Here is a 20,421-nt window from a genome sequence, read left to right on the forward strand (position 1 = left end):
GAATCAACTCGGTCTGCCCCGCTGTTCGTGACAGGATCGCTGGTGGCAGACCGCCGCCCATCCTATGCGACGTCGAGGAGACGCCCCCCGTGCCTGGAGAGAACCTCACCCGAGCCGAAGCCATCACACGCGCCGAACGGGTGCAGGTGTCCAGTTATCAGGTCGAGTTGGACCTGACCGGAACGGGTGCCACGTTCGCCTCCCACACCACCGTCACCTTCACCGCGAAGCCGGGGTCGGACACGTTCATCGACCTGATCGCCCCGGCGGTGCACAAGGTGGTGCTGAACGGGCGCGAACTCGACCCTGCCCAGGTCTTCGCCGGCTCCCGGATCGCCCTGGCGGACCTGGCCGAGCAGAACGAACTGGTGGTGCACGCCGACTGCGCCTACATGAACACCGGTGAGGGCCTGCACCGGTTCGTCGACCCGGTGGACTCCGAGACCTACTTGTACTCCCAGTTCGAGGTGGCCGACACCCGCCGGGTCTTCGCCGTATTCGAACAGCCCGACCTCAAGGCCACCTTCACCTTCACCGTCCGGGCCCCGAAGCACTGGCAGGTGGTGTCCAACTCCCCCACTCCCACTCCGACCACGGACGACGACGGTACGGCCACCTGGGCGTTCGAGCCCACCGAGGTGCTGCCGTGCTACGTGACGGCGATCATCGCCGGCCCCTATCACCGGGTCACCGACGAGTTCACCAGTTCCGACGGGCGCACGATCGATCTGAGTCTGTTCTGCCGCACCTCGCTGGCGCAGTATCTCGACGCCGATGACCTGATGGAACTCACCAGGGCGGGCTTCGCCTTCTTCGAGGAGGCCTTCGACTACCCCTACCCCTACGCCAAGTACGACCAGTTGTTCGTACCGGAGTTCAACGCCGGGGCGATGGAGAACGCCGGCGCGGTGACGTTCCTGGAGAATTACGTGTTCCGCTCTGCGGTCCCCGAGGCGATGGTGGAGCGGCGCGCGGTGACGGTGCTGCACGAGATGGCGCACATGTGGTTCGGGGACCTGGTCACCATGAGATGGTGGAACGATCTGTGGCTGAACGAGTCCTTCGCCGAGTATGCCTCCACGCTGGCCACCGCCGAGGCCACCCAGTGGACCCAGGCCTGGACCACGTTCGCGTCACTGGAGAAGTCCTGGGCCTACCGACAGGACCAGTTGCCCTCCACCCACCCGATCGTGGCCGAGATCAACGACCTGCAGGACGTGCTGGTCAACTTCGACGGGATCACCTACGCCAAGGGGGCCTCGGTACTGAAGCAGCTCGTGGCCTGGGTGGGCCGGGACGCCTTCGTCGCCGGTGTGCGCGCCTACTTCCGCAAGCACGCCTGGGGCAGCACCGAGTTGCGCGATCTGCTGGCCGAGTTGGAGGCCACCTCCGGGCGGGACCTGACCGCGTGGTCGAAGGTGTGGCTGGAAGAAGCGGGCGTGACCCTGCTTCGTCCACAGGTCGAGACCGACTCCCAGGGCCGGATCACGTCCTTCGCGATCACCCAGGAGGCACCGGAGGAGCACCCGGTGCTGCGCCCGCACCGCATCGCGGTGGGCTGCTACACCCTGACCGACGCCGGCACGCTGGAGCGGGTGCACCGGGTGGAACTGGACATCGACGGTGCGGCCACCCCGGTGCCGGACCTGGTCGGGCTGGACTCACCCACCCTCATCCTGATCAACGATGACGACCTGGCCTACGCCAAGGTGCGCCTGGATGAGCGGTCGCTGGCCAACGCGGTGGAGCACCTGAAGGACTTCCGCCTCTCACTTCCCCGCACCCTGGTGTGGAACGCGGCCTGGGACATGACCCGCGACGGGGAGTGGCCGGCTGCGAAGTTCATCGACCTGGTCACCACGAACATCGCCGCCGAGACCGACTCCTCGGTGGTGCTGGTGCTGTTGCGCCAACTGGCCACCGCGGTCTCGGCCTACGTGGACCCGGCCCACCGCGAGGAGACCGAGGTCGCCGTGGCGGACCGGCTGTGGGAGTTGGGCGGTGCCGCCGACCCGGGCTCGGACGCCCAACTCCAGTTCGTCAGGGCCTTCGCCACCCACGCGGTCGCGCCGGCACACGTCCAGACCCTCAGCGGTCTGCTCGATGGGTCGGAGTCACTGCCGGGGCTCGCGGTGGACACCGACCTGCGCTGGGAGTTGCTCACCGCACTCGTGGCCGCGGGCGGGGCCGATGAGGCCCGGATCGATGCGGAGTTGGAACTCGACCCCACCGCCACCGGTCAGCGCGCCGCGGCCGGGGCCCGAGCCGGCGTCCCCACCCCCGAAGCGAAGGAGCGGGTCTGGGCCGATGCAGTGCGTGTCGACGGGTTGCCGAACGCGTTGCAGCGGGCGGTGATCGCCGGGTTCAGCCGGGTGCGGGACCGCAGCCTGCTGGCCCCGTTCGCGCACCGCTACTTCGACGTGATCGAGGAGGTGTGGAACACCCACACCCACGAGATGGCGCAGAACATCGTGGTGGGCCTGTTCCCGAACGTCCTGGCCGACATCGATACCTCCACCGGGGTGGATGTGCCGGGGATGGCGCAGGAGTTCCTCGACGCCCTGGGCGATCGCGCCCCGGCGCTGCGCCGCCTGGTCACCGAGTCGGCGGACGGTGTCCGCAGGGCCCTGCACGCCCAACGAGTGGACCGCGCCGCCCGCTGAACTGCTCGCCCCGTGGACGCCGGTTCAGGCCTGCGCCGGGGCGGTCCAGGACAACAGGGCCTGCCCGGCGCGCACCGAGGCGCCCGGGCGGGCCAGGACCGTCAGCTGCCCACTCGTGGCGCCCAGCACGATCACGGGGCTGATCAGGTCGAGCCCGGCGGCCAGCGCCGGCGCCGGATCCCAGTCGATCAGGTGGGCGCCACGGTGCACCTGCGCCCCGGCGCCGGTGTGCAGGGTGAACCCGGCGCCGTTCAGGCCCACGGTGTCCAGGCCCAGGTGCACCAGGACCCCTGCTCCTTCACCGGCGGCCGGCACTGCCACGGCCACGGCGTGCGGGTGCGCCTTCAGCAGTACTCCGGTCACCGGCGCCAGCACCTGCATGGTGTGCTGCCCGTCGGGCTCGATTGCCAACCCGGGTCCGACCATCTCCTGGGCGAACACCGGGTCGGGTACCTGTGCGAGGTCGCGCACCACCCCGCTGATCGGGGCCACCACGACCTCCCGGTTGTTCCCGGCGCCCACGCCCATCACGCCGGCCCGGTCGGCTCGCGCAACTGCTCGTCCAGGGCTGAGACCAGCGAGGCGAATCGGGCGTTGCCGGGCAGGTCCTCCACCAGCACGCACCGCCCCGCCCCATCGGCCAGGGGGATCTTCCAGTTCGGGTACTCGGTGTCGGTGCCCGGCTGGTTCTGTGCTCGCCGCTCCCCCACCGCGTCGGCCAGGGACACCCCGACCAGCATCGCCGGACTCGAGGCGACGTAGCGGTGCAGGGCTTCCACGCGTTCGCGTTCGGTGGGGTAATCGGGCAGCAGCCCGCGTTCGACGAGAGCCTGGTCCATCTGTGCCCGCTCGGCCCGGGCGGCCAGACGCACCTGCTCGACCGGTTCGGTGAGCAGGTCAAGGGACTCCCGCAGATCCACGTGCTCCTCGGCCAGATAGCCGGCGGTGGGTGGCAGATCGTGGGTGGTCACCGTGCCCAGCACGAGTCGGCGGTACCGCTCCGGGGCCAGCGGGGCGCCGTCGGCTTCCCGCTCGAACCACAGCACCGAGGTCCCCAGGATCCCCCGTTCGGTCAGGTAGGTCCGCACCCAGGGCTCCACCGTGCCCAGGTCCTCCCCGATCACCAACGCACCGGCCCGGTGGGCCTCCAGCGCCAGCACCCCCACCATCGCCTCGTGGTCGTAGGTGACGTAGGTGCCGGCCCCGGGGGGCTGGCCGGCCGGAATCCACCACAGCCGGAACATCCCGATGATGTGGTCCACCCGTAGGGCACCGGCGTGGCGCAGCACGGTACGGATCATGTCCCGTACCGGGGCGTAGCCTTGCTGTGCCAGGCGGTCCGGGCGCAGCGGGGGCTGGGACCAGTCCTGGCCCTGCTGGTTGTACATGTCCGGGGGTGCACCCACGCTGATCCCGGAGGCCAGCGCTCCGCGCAGCGACCAGGAATCGGCGCCCTCGGGGTGCACGCCCACCGCGAGGTCATGCATGATGCCGATGCTCATCCCGCGTGCCTTGGCCACCGCCTGGGCCCGGGACAGCTGGGCGTCGGCCACCCACTGCAACCAGACGTGGAAATCGATCCGCTCGGCCAGTTCCCGGCGCAGCCGGGCTAACCCGGCACGGGTGATGGCATCGTCCAGGGGCCAGTCCGCACCGGTGTAGGACTCCTTGACCGCGGACCACAGGGCGAAGTCCTCCAGGCCCTGTCCCTGCTCCCTGCGGAACGCCTCCAGGTCCCGCTGGCGCGAACGCGAGCGCCCGGCGGCGTAGATCGTCTCCAGCGCCGGCTTCTTCGCTTGCCACATCGCGTCGCGGTCGATCGGGCCGGGGTCGGTGTTCTGCTCCGACACTGCCTCCAGACCCCATTCCAGCAGGGTGCGCTGGGCGTTGGGCAGGTAGGCGGCCTCTCGGATGTCCTCGGGCCGGATGTAGATGGGATTGATGAACCGCCTGGTCGTGGGCAGGTAGGGCGAGGGTGTCAGCGGCGTCGATGGTTCGGCTGCGTGCAGGGGGTTGACCAGCACGAAGTCCGCGCCCAGTTCGGCGCCCAGGGATCCCAGTTCGGCAAGGTCGGCGAAGTCCCCCACACCCCAGGAGCGTTCCGATCGGACCGAGTACAGCTGGGCCATCAGCCCCCAGGCGCGGTCCGCGAACGCCGGCCGCAGCGGCGGGGACTGGAGCCGGGCCGGACTTACGGCCAGCACGCACTCCGCGCGAGTGCCGTCGTCGACCTCGGCCACGATCCGGTGCCAGCCCAGCGGCAGATCACCGGGCAGGACGAACGTGGCCTGACCGGTGAGGACCCCGTCCACATGCTCGGGCTCCACCCACTTGTCGATCTGTGCCAACTCCCGGTTTCCGCCGTCATCCTCCAGGTCCACATGCACGGCCACGGCGGCGCCGTGGCGCACGTGCACCGCGAACTCGCGCTCCTGGCCGGCCGCTGTCACGATGCTGGGCGGCAAGACCTGGCGCCACGGGGCCAGCCGGTGGGCCTCGAGCGCCTGCTGCACCTGTTCGGGAGTTTCGGCCGCCACGTCCAGGGCGGTCAGCACCTCGCGGATGGTCGCAGCCGTCACGTCGCGCCGGTTGCCGTGGAAGTCCCAGAACTGCACCGCCACGCCGTGCGCCTGCGCCAGTGCGCGCAGGGACTCATCGGGGGCGGTGGGATCCACCTGTGCTTCGTCCACGGTGCTCTTGGGTCTCCCGGCGTCTGGTCGGTCTACGGACAACTGATCGGCGGCCCAGGGCCGCCCACCTGCGATCTTGCCAGACGCGGCGGGGCGCGGTCAGATCGATCAGGCCGGCCGCTCGTCCAGATCGATCAGGCCGGTCCGGGCATACCAGTGCCCGCCGGCGTCCAGATGGTCCAGTACCGCCCGTTCCAGGCTGGTACGCCGGGGTAGCCCGCTCCGGTCGGGCTCCTGACCCGGGCGGGGCCGGTAGCCGAACACGAAGTACAGCACGGCCGCATCGGACTCACGGGCCTCCCCCACCAGGCGCCACCGCCGCCCGAAGTCGACGATGTTGGAGCCGGCGTCAAGCACCTCGGCAAGGTGGGGGTCGAGCAGCCAGGAGTCACAGTGCAGAGCGCGGGCGGGGGCGTCGGGAAAGTGGGTGGCGAAGAAGTCCCGGGCCCGGGCGAAGGAGTCATCCACCTCCTCCGCACGCAGCGGTCCGGTCTGTGGGATGTGGGTGGAGATGACGTGCCCGCCGCCATAGGGCAACAGGTTCACCTGCAACCGCCCGAGCCAGAACAGCGCCCCGGACCACGCAGCGGTCAGCCACTCCTGGTTGTCCAGGCCGAACTCGCCGAAGACCTGCCGGAACACCCAGATCTGCTGACCCAGATCGGCCAGTGCGGCGTAGGTGTACTCCGCGGCGATACCACGGTCTGCGTGGTACTGCCGCACCACCGGGACCCCGACCAACAGGGCCAGCATCGGGATCAGCCCGCGGGGCCGCCCCTGCAGGTCCGGCCAGGGAGCGAACACCCGATCCTCGGTGTACCCCCACTGGCCCAGCGTGCCACCGAGGGCGGTCGCGGCCTCGGCCACGGCCTGCAGATCGTCCTCGCCCAACGCCGCGACGTGCTGGACCACGGCGGCATGGTCCTCGGCCCGCAACCGCAGGCGGGTCAGCAGCGCGTCCAGAGGGCCCGCGCTCAGCGCAGCGCGCACCTGATCGGCCGTGAAAGTGGTCACGGTTGCAGACTTGGGTCGACGGATCCGGGGGTCTTCAGGTGCGCAGTTCGTCGATACTGCCGGCCAGGTCGTCCGCCTCGGGCCCGACCACCACCTGCACCACCCGCCCCGAACGCACCACACCGAAGGCCCCGCTCGTGCGAAGGTCCTCTTCCAGCACCAGTTCGGGGTCCTTGACTTCCACCCGCAGTCGGGTGATGCACGGTTCGAGATCCACGACGTTCTCGGTACCGCCCAGTGCCGCGAGGATGTCATCGGCCTTGCTCACGTTCGCTCCCAGGCTCAGTCGGTATGTGACGGGGGCGCTCGCGCGCTGTCTCCCGTGTGATGCATCCCACTCTACATGTGCTCATCCACTCGTGCCGCCGTGGACAATGGGACCACCGGCCGCTGTCCGCTGCGAAGGGTGCTGTGATGAACACCGATTCGGCCACCGCGAAACTGCGCGGTGTCGGGGTCAGTCCCGGGCGGGTGCACGCGCCCGTTGCGCGGATGGTCACCGGCCGTGAGGAGCCCTCCGCACTGCCGGTGCGGGTGGATGTGGACAAGGCCGCCGAGCGGATCGCCGTGGCGGCCGCCGAGGTGGCCGAGGACCTGCGCGTTCGGGCCGACTCCTGCGAGCAGGCCCCGGCGCAGGAGTTGCTGCGCACCACCGCCCAGATCGCCCAGGATCCCACCCTGGTCAAAGAGGCCCAACGCTTGACTCGGCAGCAGCGGCTGACCCCCGAGCGCGCGGTCTGGGACTCCGCCGGCGCGGTCACCGAGCAGTTCGCCTCGCTGGGCGGGTACTTCGCCGAGCGGGTACCCGATGTATGCGATGTGCGTGACCGCATCATCGCCAAACTCACCGGCGATCCGATGCCGGGGGTGCCGCGCCGCCGGGAGCCGTTCGTGCTGGTGGCCACCGATCTGTCCCCGGCCGACACCGCCGCACTGGACCCCGCTAGCGTGCACGCGTTGCTCACCGCCGAGGGTGGGCCCACCTCCCACACCGCGATCCTGGCACGGGCGCTGGGCATCCCGGCCGTGGTGGGCCTGGACGAGCAGCTGGACCGCCTCACCGACGGTGACATGGTGCTGGTCGATGGCGGTTCCGGCCTGGTGTGCATCGACCCGGATGAGCAGACGGTCGCCCAGGCGTTGCGCCCGGTCACCCAGCGCCGGTACGAGGGCCACTGCGTAACAACGGACGGGCAGCGCATCGAGTTGCTGGCCAATATCGGCGACCCCGCCGCCGCCGCGGAGGCCGCCGAGGCCGGGGCCGAGGGGGTGGGCCTGTTCCGGACCGAGTTCTGCTTCCTGGAGCGCCAGGACGAACCGGACCACGACGAACAGGTGAGCGCCTACCGGCAGGTACTTGCCTCCTTCGCCGGCAAGAAGGTGGTGGTGCGCACCTTGGACGCCGGGGCGGACAAGTCGATGTTGTTCCTGAACCCCGAGGTGGAGACCAACCCCGCCCTGGGCGTGCGCGGGTACCGCACCGCCGCGGCCCACCCCGAGGTGCTCGACCGCCAGTTGGCCGCGATCGCCGAGGCGGCGCGGGCCGAGGACGCCCGGGTGTGGGTGATGGCGCCGATGATCTCGACCGTGGCCGAGGCCGAGGAGTTCGTGGCACGGGCCTCCGGCCACGGGCTGGAGACCGCCGGGGTGATGGTGGAGGTGCCCAGCGCCGCGCTGTTGGCCGGCCGGATCCTGGCCCGGGCGCACTTCGCCTCGATCGGCACCAACGATCTGACCCAGTACACCCTCGCCGCTGACCGGTTGTTGGGATCGCTGTCGAAGATGGCCAGCACGTGGGACCCGGCGGTGCTGGCGCTGGTGCACGCCACCTGCACCGGCGCCCAGGCGCAGGACCGGCCGGTGACCGTGTGCGGGGAGGCCGCGGCGGACCCGGCACTGGCCGCCGTGCTCGTGGGGCTGGGGGTGCGTAGCCTGTCGATGACGCCGCGGGCCCTGGGTGATGTGGCGGCGGTGCTGGGCGAGTTGTCGATGACGCAGTGCGCGCAGGTGGCCGCCCTGGCACTGGCGGCCGAGAGTGCCCAGGACGCGCGCCTGCGCATCCGCGAGCAACTGCCGGTGCTGGACGAACTGGGCCTGTGAGCCGATTACGCTGGTGCCGTGTCCGCCTCATCCCAGCCTTCCGATAAGCCCACACAACCGACGCCCGGTCAGCATCGGCAACTCGGTCTGACCCGCCGCGTGCGCGGTGCCGAGCGCGCCGACTCATTCTGGGCGGCGGTGGGCGGGGAGCCCACGTTCCGGGCGATCGTGAGCCGTTTCTACGAACTGGTCGCCACCGACGATCTGCTCCGTCCGATGTACCCCGAGGAGGATCTGGGTCCGGCCGAGGACCGGCTGCGTACCTTCCTGGAGCAGTACTGGGGAGGTCCGACGACGTACCAGCAGCAGCGCGGTCATCCTCGCCTGCGGATGCGCCACGCGGCCTTCCGGGTCACCCCCGCCGCCCGGGACCGGTGGTTGGCGCACATGCGGGTGGCCGTGCGGGAGGCGGACCTGAGCCCGATCCATGAGGCCACCCTGTGGGACTACCTGGAACGGGCCGCACACTTCATGATCAACAGCGCCGACGAGGACGAGGTCTGATGGGCGCAACGGGTCCGGGGCCAGCCTTCGCGGACGACGAGCCGGATCCCCTGGGCGCGCTGCTGACCTACCTGGAACTCTCCCCGGGTGCGCAGGCCGACACCTACACGGCTCGCTCGGTTCCGCAGGTGCACGGCAGGGTCTATGGCGGGCAGGTGCTGGCGCAGTCGATGATCGCGGCCGCGGCCACGACGGCCCCGGGCCGGCTACCGCATTCGGTGCACGGGTACTTCCTCCGCCCCGGGGACCTGGAGGAGCCGATCACCTTCACCGTGGAGCGGCTGCGTGATGGGCGTTCCTTCAGCGCCCGCCGGGTGCACGCGCTGCAGTTCGGTAAACCGATCCTGACCATGATGTCCTCCTTCCAGGAGGACCAGGAGGGCGTTGAGCACGCCGACCGGCCGCCGCGGGTGCCCGAACCGGAGGAGTTGCCCAGTTCGGTGGAGATGTTCCGCACCATCGAACATCCACTCGCCCAGTACTTCTATCGCAATTTCGCCTTCGACGTCCGCCACGTCGAGGGAGGGCTGTTCCTGGGAGAACCCACGCGCCCCGAGCCGGCCCAGCACCTGTGGATGCGCACTCGCGGCCCGGTGCCCGGGGACCAGATGCACCACCGGGCGGTGCTGGCCTACGCCTGTGACCAGATCATGCTCGAGCCGGTCCTACGCGCCCACAGCCTGCACTGGCGGGCCCGCGGGATCGCGGTGGCCAGCCTGGACCACGCGATGTGGTGGCACCGGGATGTCGACATGAACGACTGGCTGCTCTACGTCCAGGACTCCCCCTCCGCCCAGGGCGGCCGGGGCCTGGGAACTGCGCGGGTGTACAACCGGAACGGCCTGTTGGTGGCCACCATCGCTCAGGAGGGCATGGTCCGCGGCGGCGACTGAGCCCGCCGCCATGGGCTCGCGACTCAGCCGGCGGTCCGAGCCAGGATCTCGCGACCGTTCGCCACCGCCGATCCGTGGGCCAGCACCAGGTTGGGCGCCCGCGGTGCGGAGCCGGGTACCCCCAGGTGGATGACGACGGCGTGCGGCGCCCGCGCCAGGACCGGCGCCACCGCGTCGGCGGGCCCACGCGTGAGCAGCGCGACCCCCTTTCCCGGGTGGTCCGACAGCCAGGAGGGCAGCTCCGCCGCAGCCACCGGTACCAGGCCGGCTCGGGCGGTGAGCAGGTCCACGACCGCGCCCGCGCGCGGCCCGGCTGCGATATTGACCCCCGCACGCAAATCCACCAGCGCGTCATCGCGCGCCAGTCGCACCCGCCCGGTGGTACGCACCGCAGCGGCGGCCACCCGGGCCCCCACGTGTTCCAGGTCGGTCAGGGCGGTGAGCAGGTCCGGGGCCTCGGTCCGGGCCTGGCGGCTGCGGATGCCGGCGGCCAGGGCGCGGTTACGGGCCGCGCTACGCGCCAGTGCGGCGGCGTCCAGGCGGCCTTCCTGCACCGCGCGGCGGATCCCCGCGTACACCGTCTGGAACAACGCCGCGTCGTCACGATCCGGGGTTGACCCCAGGCAGAGCAGATCCGCGCCCCCCGCCAGCGCGCGAACAGCGGCGATGCCGACCAGTTCCGCCGCGGTGGTGCCGGGGCCGGCCCCGTCATCGGCGTGCAGGGCGGCCATGTCCAGGGCGTCGGTGACGATCGGGCCGTTGTGCCCGAGCCGGCGCAGCAGGGCGGCCACCTTCGGCTCCAGGGAGGCGGGCAGCTCACCCAGGGCCGGCACCACCAGGTGGCCGGTCATCACGGTGTCCAGTCCCGCGCTGATCGCTTCGGTGAACGGGGGCAGGTCCCGACCGCGCAGCAACTCCTCGCCCACCTCCAGCCTGGGTAGGGCGAGGTGGGAGTCGACGTCGGTGTCGCCGTGGCCGGGGAAGTGCTTGGCGCACGCCGCCACCCCGGCCTCCTGCAGACCGCGCACCGTGGCCACGCCGTGCCGGGCCACCAGGTACGGGTCGGGGCCGAACGAGCGCACTCCGATCACGGGGTTGGCCGGCTGCGAGGCCACATCGAGGACCGGCGTGAGCGGCAGGTCCACGCCCACGGCCCGCATCAGGTGGCCCTGAGCCACGGCCGCGCGGCGGGTCAGGGCGACGTCGTCGACTTCGCCGAGGGCACATGCCCCGGGCAGGAAGGACCCGGTGCCCATCTGCACGCGGGTGACATCCCCGCCCTCCTCATCGGAACTGATGATCAAGTCCGGGGCGCGATGGTGCAACTGGGCGGTGATCTCCGCGGTGTGCTCCGGGGAACCGGTGTTGTGTCCGAACAACAGCACGCCGGCCAGCCCCTGTTCGGCGGCTGCCCACAACCACGGCGGCGGTGTAGCGCCGTTGAACCCTGGCAGGAGCACCCCGTGGATGTCCCGGCACAACTTGTCACCCTCGGGGCTCACCGGAACGCGCTCACATGGGCACAGAAAACACAGGTCAAGATGAACCCCCCTGGGATCGACATTGATCCACCGAAGATACACCGGATCGCCCTCGCTGCCACCGAAGCGGCTGGGCCTGCTTCGAAGCGGCGGGCACCCCCGGCGTCAGGTCGGCAGTCGCGCCGGGTTCAGCGGCGCCGGAACGTCAGCGGCTCCTCCACCAGGATCTGTAGCGCGGAGCGTTCGTGCTCGGTAAGCCGGCGCGGGCGTCCGGTGGCGGCCTCGACCATCACCATCGAACTGGCGGCCCGGGCGCACAGCCCTCCGTTGGGTGCGTACACCTCATAGCAGACCTCCAGGCTGGCGCCCCCGATCCTGCCGATCCATAACTGCACGCTCACCGGCTCCTGGGAGTAGGTGAGCGGTGCCAGGTACTCGATCTCCTGGCGGGCCACCAGGGTGTGGCTGTCGGCGTGCACGCCTCCGGCCAGCACCTGCGCCGCTTTGCGGACGTCGCCCTCGGACTGCTCCGGACCCGCGGCACCGGAGGGGCCGGCGCCACCCGTCCCGGCCGCGGTGCCGGCACCACCGGAGCCGGTGCCGGTGTCCCAGAACGTGGCGACCCGGGCCTCCTCCAGCAAGGTCAGGATGGCGGCGTTGTTCACATGGCCGTACCCATCGATATCGCTCCAGCGAATCGGGACGGGCACCGTGATGCGTCCCACGGGTCAGTCGCGGGTGAGCTTGCGGTAGGTGACCCGGTGCGGGCGCGCGGCATCGGCTCCCAGGCGCTCGACCTTGTTCTCCTCGTAAGCGGCGAAGTTGCCCTCGAACCAGTACCAGTTCGCCGGGTTCTCCTCCGTGCCCTCCCAAGCGAGCATGTGGGTGGCCACCCGGTCCAGGAACCACCGATCGTGGGACACCACCACCGCGCAACCGGGGAAGTTCAGCAGCGCGTTCTCCAGGCTGCCGAGGGTTTCCACGTCCAGGTCGTTGGTCGGTTCGTCCAGCAGCAGCAGGTTGCCACCCTGCTTGAGCGTCAGGGCGAGGTTCAGCCGGTTGCGTTCGCCACCGGAGAGCACCCCGGCCGGCTTCTGCTGGTCGGCGCCCTTGAACCCGAACTGGGAGACGTAGGCCCGGGAGGGGATCTCCACCTTGCCGACCTCGATGAAGTCCAGGCCGTCGGAGACCACCTCCCACAGGGTCTTGTCCGGGTCGATCCCGCCGCGGGTCTGGTCGACGTAGGAGATCTTCACGCTGTCGCCGATCTTCAGGTCGCCACCATCGAGCGGTTCCATTCCCACGATCGTCTTGAACAGCGTCGTCTTACCCACACCGTTGGGACCGATCACACCCACGATGCCGTTCGGGGGCAGGTTGAAACTCAAGCCGTCGATGAGCACCCGGTCCCCGAAGCCCTTACGCAGGTTCTCCGCCTCGATCACCTGGGAGCCCAACCGCGGGCCGGGCGGGATCTGGATCTCCTCGAAGTCGAGCTTCCGGGTGCGCTCGGCCTCAGCGGCCATCTCCTCGTACCGGGCCAGCCGGGCCTTGGACTTGGCCTGGCGTCCCTTGGTGCCCTGGCGCACCCACTCCAGTTCACTGGCCAGGCGCTTGGCGAGTTTGGCGTCCTTCCTACCCTGGATGTTCAGCCGTTCCTGCTTCTTCTCCAGGTAGGTGGAGTAGTTGCCCTCGTACGGGTACAGCCGGCCGCGGTCGACCTCGGCGATCCACTCGGCCACGTGGTCCAGGAAGTACCGGTCGTGGGTGACGGCGATCACCGCGCCGGGATACTTGGCCAGGTGCTGCTCCATCCACAACACGCTCTCGGCGTCCAGGTGGTTGGTGGGCTCATCGAGCAGCAGCAGATCGGGCTTCTCCAGCAGCAACTTCGCCAGTGCGACCCGGCGCCGTTCACCACCGGAGAGGTTGGACACCGGCGCATCGCCCGGTGGGGTGCGCAAGGCGTCCATGGCCTGCTCGAGCTGGGAGTCCAGATCCCATGCGTCGGCGGCGTCGATGTCTCCCTGCAGGGTGCCCATCTCCGCCATCAGGGCATCGAAGTCGGCATCGGGTTCGGCCATCAGTTCACCGATCTCGTTGAACCGATCCACCTTGCCCTTGATCCCGGCCACACCCTCCTCGACGTTGCCGAGCACGGTCTTGTCCTCGTTCAGGGGCGGCTCCTGCTCCAGGATGCCCACGGTGTAGCCGGGGCTCAGCCGGGCCTCCCCGTTGGACGGCGTGTCCAGACCGGCCATGATCTTCAGGATGGTGGACTTACCTGCGCCGTTGGGCCCGAGCATGCCGATCTTGGCCCCGGGCAGGAACGACATCGTCACGTCATCGAGGATGACCTTGTCCCCGTGCGCCTTGCGCGCGCGGACCATCGAGTAGATGTATTCGGCCACAGGTGAAGAACCTTTCGCAGAAGCGGCCCCCGGGCCTGCGCGGCAGGTGCGGGCCTGTTACCTGGTCTGATGCCGGGCAACGCACACTCTCGGCACGGCCCGGGCCAGCCCCAACTATAGGCGCCGTGACCACCAGTGCCTACCGGGGCCGCCCCTGCGTCACAGGCCGGCCACCATCCTGCCGGCGATCGAGGAGGTATCGGCCGGGTCCTGCGGGTCGCCGTCGGCGTCGGCATCGGGATCGAGGGCGGGGAGGGGGTTGCCGTCCTCGTCCACCTCGGCATACCCGGTCACGTCCGGAATCTGGTCCGAACCGTTGCCATCATGTTCCGTACCTGGTCCGGAGTCCTGGGCCGCACCGTCACCGGCTGCTTCCACCAGGCGTACCCGGGAGATGGTCACCGGGAACTTGTTCAGGTCCGGGCCGAACGCACGGGCGTTGATGACCGCCTTGCGGCCGGACTTCTCCCCGTCCTCCCAGCGCACGAACTCCACGGACCCGGTCACCACCACCGCATCGCCCTTGCTGATGCTGTCCTTGGCGTTCAGGGCCATCCTCCCGTGCATCCACACGTCGTACCAGGAGGTACGACCGTCCCGCCATTCGCCGGAGCCGCGGTCCCGGAACCGCGGGGTGGTGGCCACACTCAGCCGCAGCCGCGGGTCCCCGTTCGCCTCGGCCTCGAAGAAGGTCGGGGCGCCCCCGACGTTGCCGGTCACGGTGATCATCGTCTCTCGCATGATTGGTCCTTCCCTGCGGTCTGCGCCGCCGGTGTCGAGCTGCCGGGACTTCCGGCACCGACGACGATGCCGGTGACCACCGAAGGCCGCCGGGAAGAGCGGGCGGCCTGTGGACGGCGGCAACGTCACGCCCGCCCTGTGGATGGCCGGCACCGATGCGTGCGCGGCGCCGCTGCGGCCATGCCACCGCCCAGGCGCACGTGCGGCGCCGAGCCTCGCCACCGCGCGGGCGGGCTCCGGCTACAACGTGGTCAGTGCCCGGCGGACCTGATCGTGCTCGGCCAGGGGCCCGGCCGTGGGCTCGATCAGATCGGCGGCGACCACCTGACGGATCTCGTGGGTGGCCCTGGACAAGTAGCTGCTCGCGCGCTCTGCGGCCGCGGCCCGCCGGCGTCGTCTGGCCCAGAGCCGCAGCGCCAGCCCGGCCACGATCGCGGCCGCACCCGCACCGACGCCGACCCACGCCGCCACGGACAGACCCGTGAGCACACCGGCGATCCCGAGTACCCAGAGCGCCACCCCGGTGATCAGGGCAAGGACGCCAAGCCCCAGCAACCCCTGGGCGAAGGCACGCATCCGACGTGAACGGTGCTCGGTGGTGGCAGACAGTTCCACCTTGCTCAGCGCCCGCCACAGGTGGTCGTAGAACGTCTGCGGCGATGCCACGTGCCGCGTCACCGACTCCTGCCACGCCCGGGGCAGGCCCACGGTGGCCTTGGCCAGCCATCGCTCCCGGATGGCGTCGATCCGGGAGCGAGCAGGCCGCCGGAGGGGGTCGAGCAGCACCTGTCGCGGGCTGGCCACGGCCTCGCGGATGGCCTCGGACGTCGAGGCCACCCCCGATGCGGTGGCCAGGTTCTCCGCGACCGTCTCGGCGTCGTCGGGTTCGGGCTGCGCTGGGCCCAGGTGCTCCATCAGCGTCCGAGCGGTGGCCTCCAACTGGGCGCGGGCCGTGCGGGCCGAGACCGAAGCGGAGGCGCTCACCTGGGCGATCCGCTCGCGCAGCTGGCCCAGCCCGGTGCCCTCGCGCACCGAGGTGAGCAGTATCTGCACCTGATCCAGGCCCCCCTCGCTGAGGAGCCGGCCCACGTCGTCGCGAATCTGCCCCTCGGTGTGCGCGGGGATGGTGTCGACCTGGTTCACCACCACCAGCATCGCTCCCTGCCGTTCGGACAGGGTACGCAGGTAACGCTCGTGCAGCACGTTGTCGGCGTACTTCTGCGGGTCCACCACCCAGATCAGCAGGTCCACCAACGGCAGCAGCCGGTCCACCTGGCGGGCATGCCCCTGCTCCACCGAATCGTGATCGGGCAGGTCCATCAGCACCAGGCCGTGCAGGCCGGTGTGCTCATCGTGATCGAGTACCGAGTCGCGCTGGATGCGCCGTCCGGGTGCCACCCCGAGGAAGTCCAACAGTTCCTCGGCTCTGCTGCCCCACGTACAGGCCGCCGCCTGAGCGGTTGTGGGCCGGATGACGCCCACATCGGCGAAGTCCAGGCCCGAGAGCGCGTTGAAGAGCGAGGACTTACCCGAGCCGGTCCCGCCCACCAGGGCCACCACGGTGTGCCCCACGCCCAACTGCAAGCGCTGATCCACCCGATCCAGATTCACCTGCGCCTGCTCGCGCGCCGGAGCGGGGATCCGATCGCCGGCCACATCCAGGGCCTCGGTTATCTGCGCCCGCAGACGGATCAGGGCATCGGCATCGAAGCCCTGGTCCGCACCGTCGGCGACCCTGTCTTCGATCGTGGTGCTCACACGTACCCCCTGAGTTCACTGGCGCGTAGCCGCAGGCTCCGGGCCGGTGCGTCATCGATACTGAGTTCATCGAGCGCATCCAGGTACGGCGTCGTCTCGGCGCCCACCGCGGCCCCGGCCCACTCGGCCAGCATCTTTCGCATCTCGGCGACCATCGTCTCACCCCTGGTGCCGAACAGCCGCCCCACCGCCCGCTCGGCTCCGTCCACGCCCACCGCGGCCACCTCCACCAGGGACGCGGCCCCCTGATCGTCCAGGCCCACCTGCTCCGCGCTCAGACCCAGTTCGCCGCCGCGCCGCTCGGCCTCGGTGCCCCATTCGCTGATCAGGGTCTCCACCCGTTGCTCCCGGGCCCGGGCTGCCTCGTCGACGTCCACCAGCTCGGCGATCTGACGCCCGGCGGCGGATTCGGCGAGCATCCGACGCACCGACAACTCGGCCGCGGTGCCGGCCTCACGAACCATCGATCCGGCCGCACCGACGGCGGTGTCACGCAGGGACCGCACCGATTCCACCCGGGCGGCGGTGGAGCGCTTGGCGCGCCAGCGTTGCCGCGGGCCGGCAGGTTCGTCGACCAGCGGTGCCAGGACACCACCGGAACCCGCACTGGAGAGCCACGCGGTGCTCGGGGCCCCGATCGCGGCCGCCCCCGAGCCGAGGTCGGCGTGGATCTGTTCAGCGGTTGGACGTACCGCGGCCACGACCTGCCCGCGCAGGGACCGGGAGGTGCGCCGCTGGATCTCCACCGCCGCGGCCACCTCCTGGACGTCGCGGCGCAGCGACGGCCAGGCGCCGCGCACGGTCCGGGCGATCACGGCTCGCGACTGGCTCTGGGCGCCCAGGATCTTCAACCACGCCACCAACTCCCCCACCAGCTTCGGCTCCAGCAGGCCCTGGTGCGGACCGACATCCGGCACCACGAACAAGGGCAGCGCACCGAAGCCCTGCGCCTGCAGTCGCTGGAACAGGTCGCGACGCACCTCGATCAGGGCATCGGGTTCGATCCGGTTCAGCACCACCGCCAGGGACAGCCCCCGTTCGATGGCCTCACGCAGCCTCGACCACGGCACCGCGTCCCCGTACCGGGAGCCGGTGGTCACGAACACCCACAGGTCGGCCAGTTCGATCAGTTCCAGGGCCAGGTTCCGGTTGGCCGCACGCACCGAGTCCAGGTCGGGGGCATCCAGCAGCCCGAGCCCGCGCGGCACCTGCTCGTGGGTGACCACGTCGGCCAGGTCGAGTACCGGGTGGCCCTCCAGGTAATGGGCGTCGGCGGGATGGGTCGCCAGCACGGGTTGGCGGGTGGTCGGCCGCAGCACCCCGGCCGGGCTGACCTCCTCGCCGAGGACCGAGTTCAGCAGCGTGGACTTGCCCGCCCCGGTGGAGCCACCGATCACTACCAGCACCGGTGCGGCCACCTCCCGCAACCGGGGGATCAAGTGGTTGCGCACCTGGGCCACCAGGCGGGCGCGCAGTTCCCGGGCCTGGGCGACGTCGTCGGCATCCAGCAGCAGCGGCGCGGCCTCGAGGTTGGCGAGCAGGTCCTCGATCACCTCGACCATGGGCAATCGTTCACCGGTACCGCTCTCGCCCGGGCCGTCGTCTGCGGGGCGGGGGGCGGGATCGGTGCTCACCCTCCTAGCCTGCCTGGTTTGGGCCTGAACTTCCATGCGTCGCGCCGGTGTCCTCGATCTTGGTGTGGTGCATCGCTGCACCGGAGCGTCCGGTTACCGCTGTGCCGCCCCGGACGGCGTGGCGGAACCCCGACTGAGTTGCGTTGTGGGCAGGATCGGGGGCGATGGCAGCACCGCAGGCCCACCCGGCCCGGGCCCGTGACCTGGGCCTCTACCCCGCTACCGGGCGCACCGGTGCCCACAACGCGATCACCGACGTCCCCGGCGTGCGGGTGGGCCACACCACGATCATCCGGGCGCCGAGCATACGCACCGGGGTGAGCGCGATCCGGTTCGGCGACGGGGTGAGCCCGGGGCGAGCGCTTCCGGCCGGGCTGAGCGTGGGCAACGGGTTCGGCAAACTCATCGGCGCCACCCAGCTGGCCGAACTGGGGCACCTGGAGACCCCGATCGTGCTGACGTCGACGCTGTCGGCGTTCCGGGCCGCCGATGCCCTGCTGACCTGGGTGCTGGACCAGCCCGGCAATGAGCAGGTGCGCACGCTGAACCCCGTGGTGGGCGAGTGTAACGACTCGGTGCTCTCCGACATCCGGGCCCGGCCGGTGCGCCCGGAGCACGTGCATGCCGCCCTGGATGAGGCCGACGACGGCGCGGTTCCCGAGGGCAGCGTGGGTGCGGGCACCGGCCTGGTCGCCCTGGGTTTCAAAGCCGGCATCGGTACCGCCTCCCGGATCATCGAGGTCGACGACGAGCACACCCTGGGTGTGCTGGTGCAGGCGAACTTCGCCGGGGTACTGCGGGTGCACGGCCGGCAGGTACGTCCACCGACACCTTCTGCACCCCAACCCGATCTGGGCTCGTGCATGGTGGTGCTGGCCACCAGCGCCCCACTGGACGGGCGCCAGCTCTCCCGCCTGGCCGCGCGGGCGGTCTTCGCCCTGGGCCGCCTGGGTGCGGCCTACACCCACGGCTCCGGGGACTACGCGATCGCGGTCTCCACCTCCGCCGGGCGTCTACCACCACCGGATCGGGCGCTGAGCCCGGTGTTCGAGGCCGGACTGGACGCAACCGAGGAAGCGGTCCTGAACGCTTTGGTCGCCGCCGACCCGGTCACCGGCCCAGGCGGGAACGTGGTGCCGGCGCTCCGGGACGCCCTGGGCTGAGACGCTCCGGCCACCCGCCCGGGCGGGGAGGGTGCCACGGCCGGTGACTCACGCCGCGGAGCCGCGCGCACCGTCGTCGGCCGCTGTTGCTTTCTGCTGGCGCTTCTTGGCACGCTCCAGGGCACGGGCGCGCTGGTCACGCGCCTCGGCCTCCAGTTTCTCGGCCCGCTCACTCTCCCGGGTCAGGTTCTCCCCGGACTCCGGATCGAACACGTACAGAGAGTCCGGGTCCAGCCACAACTCCGCCACGTCGCCGGCACGTACCCCGCTCACCGAATCCAGCGCCACCACCACCTGAGGGCGCAGGTTCTCCCCGTCCAGGTCCCGGTCCAGTTCCTCCAACTTGTCGGCCAGGTCGGCATGAGCCTCGAAGGGGATGTAGGCATAGAGCACCTCCCCGAGCCACTCGGTCACATCCACCTCGGCCTCGAACGTCACGCCCTCGCGCTCGGTGGGTTGCATGACGTCGACATCCTCGAAGGCATCGGGCCGGATCCCCACGATGAGCACCTCCCGGTCCCCCACCGCCTTGCGCAGCCGCTCGTCCAGCGGCACCTCCAGCAACGGCAGCCGCAGGGTGTCCCCCTCGACGGTGGCGGGCAGGAAGTTCATCGGCGGGGAACCGATGAAGCCGGCCACGAACAGGTTCATCGGCTCCTCGTACAGCCCGCGGGGGCTGGCCACCTGCTGCAACTCCCCCCGGCGCAGCACCGCCACCCGGTCCCCCAGCGTCATCGCCTCGGTCTGGTCATGGGTGACGTAGACGGTGGTGGTGCCCAGGTTGCGCTGCAACCGCGCGATCTCGGTGCGCATCTGCCCACGCAACTTCGAGTCCAGGTTCGACAGCGGTTCATCGAACAGGAAGGCCTGGGCGTCCCGCACGATCGCCCGGCCCATCGCCACCCGCTGGCGCTGACCACCGGAGAGGTTCGCGGGCTTACGCTCCAGGTGCTCATCGAGCTCCAGCAGCGACGAGGCACGCCGGACCTGCTCATCGATCTCGGTGTCGGTGTGCTCGCCCTTGGTCAGGCGCAGCGGGAAAGCGATGTTCTCGTACACGCTCAGGTGGGGGTAGAGGGCGTAGTTCTGGAACACCATCGCCAGGTCCCGGTCCCGGGGGGCCTTGTCGTTGACCACCTCGTCCCCGATGCGCAACTCCCCGTCGGTGATGTCCTCCAGGCCCACGATCATGCGCAGCAGGGTGGACTTGCCGCAGCCGGAGGGCCCGACCAGGATGACGAACTCGCCGTCGGCGATGTCCAGGTCGATACCGCGCACGGCGGTGAACCCATCGGGGTAGGTCTTGACGACATTGTCGAGGGTGATCGACGCCATCGGAACTCCTCCTCTTGTGTGGCTGGTGTGGCCG

At 70.5% G+C, this 20,421-nt stretch carries 15 protein-coding genes and 1 pseudogene; 5 read left to right on the forward strand and 11 right to left on the reverse strand.

Going from position 1 to position 20,421, the window contains the following annotated elements; translation table 11 throughout:
• Positions 1 to 89 precede the first annotated feature (89 nt).
• A complete protein-coding gene (gene pepN / locus ACPL7H_RS15450) occupies positions 90 to 2,663 on the forward strand; it encodes an aminopeptidase N (protein WP_424797696.1) in 2,574 nt (857 codons plus the stop codon).
• Between the two features lie 24 nt (positions 2,664 to 2,687).
• Here pepN and ACPL7H_RS15455 read toward each other — a convergent pair whose 3' ends face one another.
• From ACPL7H_RS15455 to ACPL7H_RS15470, 4 genes and pseudogenes are all read right to left on the reverse strand, one after another.
• Positions 2,688 to 3,185: a PTS sugar transporter subunit IIA gene (locus ACPL7H_RS15455; RefSeq protein WP_424797697.1), complete on the reverse strand. Its 498-nt coding sequence runs from the start codon at positions 3,183 to 3,185 to the stop codon at positions 2,688 to 2,690.
• Between the two features lie 5 nt (positions 3,186 to 3,190).
• On the reverse strand, positions 3,191 to 5,353 hold the full coding sequence (gene malQ / locus ACPL7H_RS15460; protein WP_424797698.1) for a 4-alpha-glucanotransferase: 2,163 nt from the start codon (positions 5,351 to 5,353) through the stop codon (positions 3,191 to 3,193).
• A 108-nt stretch (positions 5,354 to 5,461) separates the two neighbouring features.
• Positions 5,462 to 6,367, reverse strand: coding sequence for an acyltransferase domain-containing protein (locus ACPL7H_RS15465; RefSeq protein WP_424797699.1), 906 nt, complete (start codon positions 6,365 to 6,367; stop codon positions 5,462 to 5,464).
• 34 nt (positions 6,368 to 6,401) lie between these two features.
• Positions 6,402 to 6,677, reverse strand: a pseudogene (locus ACPL7H_RS15470) (glucose PTS transporter subunit EIIB); the annotation flags it as partial.
• A gap of 104 nt (positions 6,678 to 6,781) precedes the next feature.
• On the opposite strand from ACPL7H_RS15470, the gene ptsP reads away from it, so the two are divergent.
• From ptsP to ACPL7H_RS15485, 3 genes are all read left to right on the forward strand, one after another.
• Positions 6,782 to 8,467: a phosphoenolpyruvate--protein phosphotransferase gene (gene ptsP / locus ACPL7H_RS15475; protein ID WP_424797700.1), complete on the forward strand. Its 1,686-nt coding sequence runs from the start codon at positions 6,782 to 6,784 to the stop codon at positions 8,465 to 8,467.
• 87 nt (positions 8,468 to 8,554) lie between these two features.
• Positions 8,555 to 8,971 carry a globin gene (locus tag ACPL7H_RS15480; RefSeq protein ID WP_424788529.1) on the forward strand — a complete coding sequence of 139 codons (417 nt, stop codon included), beginning with the start codon at positions 8,555 to 8,557 and terminating at the stop codon, positions 8,969 to 8,971.
• Positions 8,971 to 9,864 (forward strand): acyl-CoA thioesterase, encoded by an 894-nt coding sequence (locus tag ACPL7H_RS15485; RefSeq protein WP_424797701.1) that lies wholly within the window; start codon positions 8,971 to 8,973, stop codon positions 9,862 to 9,864. The genes ACPL7H_RS15480 and ACPL7H_RS15485 overlap by 1 nt, the downstream gene beginning before the upstream one ends.
• 23 nt (positions 9,865 to 9,887) lie before the next feature.
• Here ACPL7H_RS15485 and ACPL7H_RS15490 read toward each other — a convergent pair whose 3' ends face one another.
• The 6 genes from ACPL7H_RS15490 to ACPL7H_RS15515 all read right to left on the reverse strand — a co-directional run bounded on the left by ACPL7H_RS15490 (position 9,888) and on the right by ACPL7H_RS15515 (position 17,889).
• Positions 9,888 to 11,366, reverse strand: coding sequence for a glycoside hydrolase family 3 N-terminal domain-containing protein (locus tag ACPL7H_RS15490; protein WP_424797702.1), 1,479 nt, complete (start codon positions 11,364 to 11,366; stop codon positions 9,888 to 9,890).
• A 167-nt stretch (positions 11,367 to 11,533) separates the two neighbouring features.
• The gene (locus tag ACPL7H_RS15495) at positions 11,534 to 12,055 is read right to left on the reverse strand and encodes an acyl-CoA thioesterase (protein ID WP_424797703.1); all 522 of its coding nucleotides are present in this window, start codon (positions 12,053 to 12,055) and stop codon (positions 11,534 to 11,536) included.
• An 18-nt stretch (positions 12,056 to 12,073) separates the two neighbouring features.
• Positions 12,074 to 13,756: an energy-dependent translational throttle protein EttA gene (ettA, locus tag ACPL7H_RS15500; RefSeq protein ID WP_424797704.1), complete on the reverse strand. Its 1,683-nt coding sequence runs from the start codon at positions 13,754 to 13,756 to the stop codon at positions 12,074 to 12,076.
• Positions 13,757 to 13,915: 159 nt separating this feature from the next.
• Positions 13,916 to 14,497, reverse strand: coding sequence for a single-stranded DNA-binding protein (locus ACPL7H_RS15505; protein WP_424797705.1), 582 nt, complete (start codon positions 14,495 to 14,497; stop codon positions 13,916 to 13,918).
• Between the two features lie 240 nt (positions 14,498 to 14,737).
• The gene (locus ACPL7H_RS15510) at positions 14,738 to 16,255 is read right to left on the reverse strand and encodes a GTPase (protein WP_424797706.1); all 1,518 of its coding nucleotides are present in this window, start codon (positions 16,253 to 16,255) and stop codon (positions 14,738 to 14,740) included.
• Positions 16,252 to 17,889 carry a hypothetical protein gene (locus ACPL7H_RS15515; protein ID WP_424797707.1) on the reverse strand — a complete coding sequence of 546 codons (1,638 nt, stop codon included), beginning with the start codon at positions 17,887 to 17,889 and terminating at the stop codon, positions 16,252 to 16,254. Before ACPL7H_RS15515 ends, ACPL7H_RS15510 begins: the two co-directional genes overlap by 4 nt.
• 164 nt (positions 17,890 to 18,053) lie before the next feature.
• Between ACPL7H_RS15515 and ACPL7H_RS15520 the strand changes: the two genes are divergently transcribed.
• A complete protein-coding gene (locus ACPL7H_RS15520) occupies positions 18,054 to 19,052 on the forward strand; it encodes a P1 family peptidase (protein ID WP_424797708.1) in 999 nt (332 codons plus the stop codon).
• A gap of 48 nt (positions 19,053 to 19,100) precedes the next feature.
• Here the strand turns inward: ACPL7H_RS15520 and ACPL7H_RS15525 are convergent, their stop codons facing one another.
• Positions 19,101 to 20,387, reverse strand: coding sequence for an ABC transporter ATP-binding protein (locus tag ACPL7H_RS15525; protein WP_424797709.1), 1,287 nt, complete (start codon positions 20,385 to 20,387; stop codon positions 19,101 to 19,103).
• Positions 20,388 to 20,421: the final 34 nt, after the last annotated feature.

This window comes from Pseudactinotalea sp. Z1732, assembly GCF_049724975.1.
Taxonomy (GTDB): Bacteria; Actinomycetota; Actinomycetes; order Actinomycetales; family Beutenbergiaceae; genus CALKWS01.

Excerpts from the sequence above, each read along its gene's own strand:
- ptsP (WP_424797700.1), top strand. The coding sequence starts at position 6,782 with ATGAACACCGATTCGGCCACCGCGAAACTGCGCGGTGTCGGGGTCAGT.
- ACPL7H_RS15505 (WP_424797705.1), bottom strand. The coding sequence starts at position 14,497 with ATGCGAGAGACGATGATCACCGTGACCGGCAACGTCGGGGGCGCCCCG.
- ACPL7H_RS15485 (WP_424797701.1), top strand. The coding sequence starts at position 8,971 with ATGGGCGCAACGGGTCCGGGGCCAGCCTTCGCGGACGACGAGCCGGAT.
- ACPL7H_RS15520 (WP_424797708.1), top strand. The coding sequence starts at position 18,054 with ATGGCAGCACCGCAGGCCCACCCGGCCCGGGCCCGTGACCTGGGCCTC.
- ACPL7H_RS15525 (WP_424797709.1), bottom strand. The coding sequence starts at position 20,387 with ATGGCGTCGATCACCCTCGACAATGTCGTCAAGACCTACCCCGATGGG.